At 67.7% G+C, this 7,666-nt stretch carries 6 protein-coding genes and 1 pseudogene; all 7 read left to right on the top strand.

The annotated features are described in order from the left end of the window. Positions 1–426, top strand: a pseudogene (locus HUW62_RS44060) (hypothetical protein); the annotation flags it as partial. Positions 427–496: 70 nt separating this feature from the next. Next, positions 497–1,619 (top strand): peptide chain release factor 2 gene (prfB, locus tag HUW62_RS44055; RefSeq protein ID WP_255203978.1). Its coding sequence is split into 2 segments (ribosomal slippage): positions 497–565 and positions 567–1,619, totalling 1,122 coding nucleotides; the frame shifts between segments, so codons are not numbered across the junction. Between the two features lie 124 nt (positions 1,620–1,743). Continuing rightward, positions 1,744–2,370: a sigma-70 family RNA polymerase sigma factor gene (locus tag HUW62_RS44050; protein ID WP_176437860.1), complete on the top strand. Its 627-nt coding sequence runs from the start codon at positions 1,744–1,746 to the stop codon at positions 2,368–2,370. Then, positions 2,367–2,750, top strand: a complete 384-nt coding sequence (locus HUW62_RS44045; protein WP_163869713.1) for an anti-sigma factor — start codon at positions 2,367–2,369, stop codon at positions 2,748–2,750. Before HUW62_RS44050 ends, HUW62_RS44045 begins: the two co-directional genes overlap by 4 nt. A gap of 73 nt (positions 2,751–2,823) precedes the next feature. Then, on the top strand, positions 2,824–4,356 hold the full coding sequence (lysS, locus tag HUW62_RS44040) for a lysine--tRNA ligase (RefSeq protein ID WP_176437859.1): 1,533 nt from the start codon (positions 2,824–2,826) through the stop codon (positions 4,354–4,356). A 12-nt stretch (positions 4,357–4,368) separates the two neighbouring features. After that, complete coding sequence (locus tag HUW62_RS44035) at positions 4,369–6,762, top strand: ABC transporter permease (RefSeq protein WP_163869715.1); 2,394 nt, start codon at positions 4,369–4,371, stop codon at positions 6,760–6,762. A gap of 2 nt (positions 6,763–6,764) precedes the next feature. After that, positions 6,765–7,439: an ABC transporter ATP-binding protein gene (locus tag HUW62_RS44030; RefSeq protein ID WP_163869716.1), complete on the top strand. Its 675-nt coding sequence runs from the start codon at positions 6,765–6,767 to the stop codon at positions 7,437–7,439. Positions 7,440–7,666: the final 227 nt, after the last annotated feature.

Here is a 7,666-nt window from a genome sequence, read left to right as displayed (position 1 = left end):
GTGCTGCTCGGCCTGGAGACCTCGGTGCTGGGGCTGGTGCTGGGCATTCCGGGCACGGCGCTCTTCGTGATGTGGCTGGTGACGGACCACACGGTGGTCTACCGGAACGAGAACCTGTTCCTGGCCAACCCGCTGACGCTCCTGGCGGTGCCCTTCGGCGTGTCGCTGATGCGGGGCAACCCGAGGGCGCGCGCGCGGCTGTTCAAGCTGTGGGGCGCGCTCACGGCGACGGCGGTGCTGGGCATCGTGCTCAAGGTGCTGCCCCCGTTCGACCAGGACAACTGGCGCCTCATCGCGCTCATCCTGCCCATCTCCCTGGGGATGGCGGGGGCGTTCGGCCTGGACCGCGTCCTCGCGCGCTTCACCGGCACACATCGCGCGTCAGCGGACCCGCGCGACACCGTCGCTCGGCTCAAGACGCCCTGACGCCTTTCGTTTTCAACCTGTTTCCGCGCGGTGGCCGCTGACGGCACCGCGCGCCCGCGGAGAACAAGACATGGCGAACGATTCGATGGAGAAGATCAACGGCCTTCGGGAGCGCGTGTTGGCGCTCCGGGGGCATCTTTGACCTGGACCGCAAGCGGTCCCGCATCGCGTTGATTGAGCGTGAGAGCACGCTGCCCACCTTCTGGGACGACAACACCAAGGCGCAGTCGATGTTGAAGGAGAAGTCCGCGCTGGAGGCGGGCGTGGCCTCCTACGACAAGGTGATGCGCGGGCTCGATGACGCGCAGACGCTGCTGGAGCTGGCGGCGGAGATGAGCGACGAGGACACGGCCCGGGAGGCGGAGGGCTCGCTCGCGGGGCTGGACGGAGACGTCGCGAAGCTGGAGCTGGCGCGCATGCTGTCCGGTGAGCAGGACCGCAGCAGCTGCTTCATGGACATCAACGCCGGCGCTGGTGGCACCGACTCGATGGACTGGGCGGCCATGCTGTTGCGCATGTACACGCGCTACTGTGAGACGAAGGGCTGGAAGGTGGAGATCAGCGACGAGGTGCCGGGCGAGGAGGCGGGCTTCAAGAACGTCTCGCTGCGCATCGAAGGCGACTTCGCCTACGGCTACCTCAAGGCCGAGGTCGGCGTGCACCGGCTGGTGCGCATCTCCCCGTTCGACGCCAACGCGCGCCGGCAGACGGCCTTCGCTTCAGTGGACGTCTACCCGGAGGTGGATGACGCCATCCAGATCGACCTCCCGGAGAAGGACATCGAGCTGAAGTTCATCCGAGGCAGCGGCGCGGGTGGACAGAAGGTCAACAAGACGTCCTCCACCGCGCAGCTGCGCCACCTTCCCACGGGCATCATCGTCACCACGCAGACGGAGCGCTCCCAGTCGGCCAACAAGGAAATGGCCTTCAAGATTCTGCGCGGCCGCCTGTACGAACTGGAGATGAAGAAGCGCGAGGCCGCGCGCGACGCCGCCGAGGCCGCGAAGAAGGACATCTCCTTCGGCTCGCAGATCCGCTCCTACGTGCTGGCCCCCTACCGCATGGTGAAGGACCTGCGCACCGGCGTGGAGACGGGCAACGTGGACGCGGTGCTGGACGGTGATTTGGAGGAGTTCATTACCGCGCAGTTGTTGGGGGTGAAGAACCCCAACCGCAACGCGGCCATGGATTAGCCGCGAGCACCCGGGAACCTTTTTCCGCGCCTTGTTGTCGGAGGCGCGGTGGGGCAGGGGAACGGGATAGGCTCGAGGAGCAGTGGCCCCTCCTCCTCGGAGGGGCTGTCGCGGGAGGACATCGGTGTCGCCGGGCGGCGTGCTCGAAATCGGACAGGACGGGCCGGCCGCGGATGCGACCGCGTCACGGCGCGAGGACGCGGCCCTGCTGGCCCGCCTGCGCCAGGGCGAGCCCGAGGCCTTCGAGCAACTGGTGCGCACGCACCAGGACCGGGTCTACGACTTCTGCGTCCGCATGGTGGGGGACCGCGAGGAGGCCCACGACCTGGTGCAGGAGATTTTCGTCAGCGTGCACCAGAACGTCCGCCGCTTCCGCGAGGACGCGAAGCTGTCCACCTGGCTGTTCCGAATCACCAAGAACCACTGCATCAACCGGCTCAAGTACCTCAAGCGTCGCGGCCGGGGCCGCTCGGAGGAGTACGACGAGACGAGCGACCTGTGGGTGGACGGCCCGGGGGCGCCGCCCGCGCCGGATGCGGCCCTGGAGTCCGCGCGCGAGCGGGCCCGGGTGCAGTGGGCCATCTCCCAGCTCGAGCCGGATGCCCGCATGCTGGTGGCCCTGCGCGATATCGAGGGCCTGAGCTACGACGAAATCGTGGACATCACCGAGCTGCCCGAGGGCACGGTGAAGAGCCGGCTCCACCGGGCGCGCGAAAAGCTGGCGAACCTCCTGGGGCGGCTTGAGCCATGAGTGGATTCCATCGCAGACTCCCGGACGTGGACCCGCACCTGAACCACCGCGAGGCCAAGGCCCTCTTCTTCGCGCTCGCTGACGACGAGCTGCCTGCCCCCCAGGCGCAGGCGGTGCGTACGCACCTGGACGGCTGCGACGAGTGCCGCCAGGGGTGGGAGGGATATTCGCGGACCGTACGACGTCTCCAGGGCGTGGAGCGGGAGAAGGCCCCGCCCGCGCTGGCGTCGCTGGTGATGACTCGCGTGCGTCGTCAGCGTCGTTTCGGGCTGAAGGGCCTGCACATGGCCCACATGCAGCACCGCTTTCCGGTGGAGATCCTCATCCCCCTGCTGCTCGCCGCGGCGGTGGCCGCCTTCCTGGTGATGGCCGCCCCCTGAAGCTTCCCGATGTGTTGCGTTGCGTCCTGAGGGAGCCTTGGCTACGGTGCCGCGCCTCTTGGAAGGGCGCGCGATGGCTGACGACCAGAACAACGACCTGGGCTCGAAGGAGCAGGAAATCTACGACCAGCGGCTGGAGAAGGCCGCGAAATGGCGTGAGGCCGGCTTCAACCCTTACGGCAATGGCCACCGCCCCCAGCACCTCGCGGCCGACATCCTCGCGAAACACGCGGACGCCACCCCGGAGGCGCTGGAGCAGACGCCCGCGACCTACGAGGTCGCGGGCCGGCTCGTGGCCATGCGCTCGTTCGGCAAGGCCGCCTTCATCAAGCTGAGAGATCGCTCCGGCGAAATCCAGGTCCACATGAAGAAGGACGCGCTCGCGGAGGCGTACGAGGTCTTCAAGCTGTGTGATTTGGGCGACTTCCTGGGCGTCACCGGCACGCTGTTCCGCTCGAAGACGGGCGAGCTGACGCTGGCGGCGACGAAGTTCGCGCCGCTCACCAAGTCCCTGCGGCCCCTGCCGGAGAAGTGGCACGGCCTGACGGACGTGGAGATCCGCTACCGCCAGCGCTACCTGGACCTCGTGTCCAACCCGGAGGTGAAGCAGACCTTCCTCCGGCGCAACAAGCTCATCCGCTTCCTGCGCTCCTTCCTCGACGGGCGTGACTTCGTCGAGGTGGAGACGCCGATGATGCACCCGCTGGTGTCGGGCGCCGCGGCGCGGCCGTTCACCACGCACCACAACGCGCTCGACATCGACCTGTACATGCGCATCGCTCCAGAGCTGTACCTGAAGCGACTGGTGGTGGGCGGCCTGGAGCGCGTCTACGAGGTGAACCGGAACTTCCGCAACGAGGGCATCAGCACCCGGCACAACCCCGAGTTCACCATGCTCGAGTTCTATCAGGCGTACGCCACGTACGAGGACCTGATGGACCTGAGCGAGGAGATGATTTCGGAGGCGGCCAAGGCCGTCACCGGCGACTCCAAGGTGAAGTACGGCGAGCACGTGCTGGACTTCGGCCAGGGCTGGAAGCGCATCTCCATGGTGGAGGCCATCCGCGAGGCCGTGGGCGGCGGGACGCTCACCGACAAGGACATGGCGGACGCGGACAAGCTCCGCCACGAGCTGCTCAAGACGGCGCACGCCGAGTCCGAGCGGCGCGCCATCGACACGATGAACCACGGGGAGCTGGTGGGCGCCCTCTTCGAGGCCCACGTCGAGCACACCCTGATTCATCCCACCTTCATCACCCATTTCCCCACCGCCGTCTCCCCGCTGGCCCGCAGGAACGACCAGAATCCGGAAATCGCGGACCGGTTCGAGCTGTATGTGGCGGGGCGGGAAATCGCGAACGCCTTCTCCGAGCTGAACGACCCGTTGGACCAGAAGGGCCGCTTCCAGGCCCAGCTCGACGCCAAGCAGCGCGGACAGCAGGAGACGATGGACTACGACGAGGATTACATCCGGGCACTCGAGCACGGCATGCCTCCCACCGCGGGTGAAGGCATCGGGATTGATCGGCTCGCGATGCTGTTCACGGATGCGCAGAGCATCCGCGACGTCATCCTGTTTCCCCTCCTCAAGCCACTGGCGAAGTAGCCAGGAGGCCAAGTGCACTCGGCAGAACGGCAGACCGTCCACCGCTGGATTCTCCTCTGGGCCGGGGCCCTCGTGGCCCTGGTGGGATTCATCCTGCTCGCGTGGTCCATCTCCGCGTCCGGCGCCTGGGCGGAGGTCAGCTCCGCTTTGGGGTTGTCCCTGTTCGGCTGGGGCGGGGTGCTCCAGGCCATCAACGCGGCCTCCCTCCTGCCGGCGCATGCGGCGGTGAAGGAATCGCTTCCTCCGGCCGGCACCTGGTCGCTCGTCTCCGGCACGCTCATCTGGCTGCTGGGCTGGGGACTGGTCGCCGCGGGCACCCGCCGCGCTCCGGCGTCGACGGAAGGTCCGAGCCTCGCGGCCGGGGCTCCGCTCTACCCGCGCCTGGCGCGCTACCGGGACTTCTACTGGAGCACGCTGGGGGCCTACGGCGGCGGCATCCTGCTCGCCGAGCTGGTGCTCGTCCTCCTCCAGACGGTGCTGTCCAGCGGCGTGCCCTCCACGGATTTGAGCGCGGTGAAGGACTCGGGCGGGGGGCTGTCGCTGCCTCCCACCGGCGCGTTCGCCATCTCCCTGGTGATTGGCGCCGCGGTCGCCTTCATCTCCGGCTTCATCGGGGCTTCACGCGCGCAGCGGCTGTCGCTGCCGGAAGCCACCATCGGCGTGCTCTACCTGGGCCTGCCCGTCCCCATCCTCTTCACCCTGATGGAGCGGATTCCCTGGCTCCAGCTCCAGCTCGGCTACCGGCTGCGCGAGGTGACGTATGTGGCGAGCCTGCTCGGCCGTCCGGAGCTGGCGTACTGGCTGACCTTCACCGGCCTGGTGCTGGCGCTGGTGCTGGGCATCAACACGGGCTTCGTCGCCGCCGGCAGCGGGCGCGTGGACCTGAAGCTGGGCTTCGAGCTGTTCGTCGCGCGCCGCCATGTCGCGGTGTTCCGCCCGTCGCTGCTCTTGGGGACGCTGGCGGTGCTGATGTTCGGCATCATCCCGCCCCTGCTCGTCTACTTCATCATCCGCGCCGCCGAGGCCGCGGTGGAGCGCACCCGCATCCGCGCGCTGGGCCTGTCGGACCCTCTGGCCGCGTCGGAGGCGCTGCACTCGCTGAAGCTCCGTGAGCAGTCGCCCACCATGATGATGACCGCCCTGTCGGTGGGCGGCGTGGGCGTGGGCGTGATGGCGCTCATCATCGTCCTGTCGGTGATGAGCGGCTTCGAGGCGGACCTCCAGAAGAAGATCCTGGGCACCAACGCGCACGCGGTGGTGACGCGGTACGCCGGTGATTTGCCCGAGTACGCCAAGGTGATGGAGTCCATCCGCAAGGTTCCCGGCATCGCGGGGCAGACGCCCTTCATCATCAACCAGGTGATGATCGCCTCCGAGGGCAACGTCGACGGCGTCATCATCAAGGGCATCGACCCGGCCACGGTGGGCGAAGTCACGGACCTGCCCCGCAACATCCTCGGCAACAACTCGCTCGACATCCTCTACACGCCGGAGAAGATCCTCTCGCGCGGCATGGACGAGGAAGAGACCGAAGCTCCCAAGGACGGCGGGGAAGGGGAGGAGGGCGGAGACGACATCATCCGCCGCTCCGGCAAGCCGACGAAGCCGCCCGTATTGCCCGGCATCGTCATCGGCCGCGAGCTGGCCGCGTCACTGCGCGTGGTGGTGGGGGACAGGGTGAACGTGGTGTCACCCCTGGGCACGGAGCTGGGGCCCACGGGGCCCATCCCCAAGAACCGGGCCTTCCGCGTGGCGGCCGTCTTCTACTCGGGGATGTACGAGTACGACTCCAAGTTCGTCTACATCCTGCTCAAGGAAGCGCAGGACTTCTTCAACATCCAGGGCGCGTCCGGCATCGAGCTGAAGGTGGTCGACATCGACGACGCCCGGCGCATCTCCGGCCAGGTGGTGAAGCTGCTCGGTGGGTACCCCTACCGCGCCCGTGACTGGGGCGAGATGAACAAGAACCTCTTCTCCGCGCTGCGCCTGGAGAAGCTGGTGATGGGCATCATCCTCTCCATCATCATCATCGTGGCCGCGGGCCTCATCGTCGCCACGGTCATCATGCTGGTGCTGGAGAAGCGCAAGGAGATCTCCGTCCTCAAGGCGCTGGGTGTCCCCGATGGCGGCATCGTGAAGATCTTCCTCGCGGAAGGCCTCCAGATTGGCGTCGCCGGAGGGCTGTTGGGCCTGTTCTCCGGCCTCGCCTGGTGCTTCTTCATCGAGAAGGTCGGCATCAAGCTGGACCCGGAGGTCTATTACATCCCCGCGCTGCCGGTGCGCATCGAACCTTTGCAGACCGCGCTGGCTGTCGTCATCGCGGTGCTCGTCACCTACCTGGCTTCCATCTATCCGGCCCTCAAGGCCAGCAGCGTGGAACCGGTGGAAGGGCTGAAGGCGGAGTAGCCATGACGCTGTTGTCCATCCGCAACGTCTTCAAGAGCTACTTCCTGCACGGCAAGCGCATCGACGTGCTGCGCGCGGTGTCGCTCGACATCGGCAAGGGAGAGCTCGTCTCGCTCGTGGGGGCCTCCGGTGCGGGGAAGAGCACCTTCCTGCATGTGCTGGGCACCCTGGATGCCCCGGCCGCGGGCGAGGTCTTCTTCGAGGGCCGCTCCGTGTTCGACATGAACGACGCGGAGATCGCCGAGTTCCGCAACCGCACCATGGGCTTCGTCTTCCAGAGCCACTACCTGCTGCCGGAGTTCACCGCCCTGGAGAACGTGGCCATGCCGGCCCTCATCCAGCGCCAGGAGCGGACCGGGGCCTACACCTATGCCCGGGAGCTCCTGGAGCGGGTGGGCCTGGGGCAGCGGGTGGACCACAGGCCAGGGGAACTGTCCGGTGGCGAAGCCCAGCGGGTGGCCCTGGCACGCGCCCTGGTGCTAAAGCCCGCTGTCCTGCTCGCCGACGAGCCGACCGGCAACCTGGACCCGGCCACGGGCGAGGGCATCCACCAGCTCCTGAGGGACGTCAATCGAGAGCTGGGCATCACCGCCGTCATCGTCACCCACAATGAAACACTCGCCCGTTCCATGCCCCGCCGCCTGCGGCTGGCTGGCGGGCAGGTGTCGGAGGCTTGATGGCTCCGCGCTTTTGGATTGAGGGCGTCGCGCCCCTTCCCGTACATTGCCCCGCCTTTCTCTGGCCGGTCTCCCCTTGAGGCACCCCGTTCTGTCCCGCAAGTCACTGCTCCCGCTGCTGGCGGTCGTCCTGTGGTCGCTCGTGCCTGGCTCCGTCCAGGCGCAGGTGAACGGGGGTGCGCCCTCAGCGACCCCGGTTCCGAGCGCCCCGGCCCCCGCTCCTGAAC

The sequence above is a fragment of the Myxococcus sp. AM011 genome, assembly GCF_013372595.1.
Classification (GTDB): Bacteria; Myxococcota; Myxococcia; order Myxococcales; family Myxococcaceae; genus Myxococcus; species Myxococcus eversor.
This window is presented reverse-complemented; position numbering and strand designations above follow the sequence as displayed.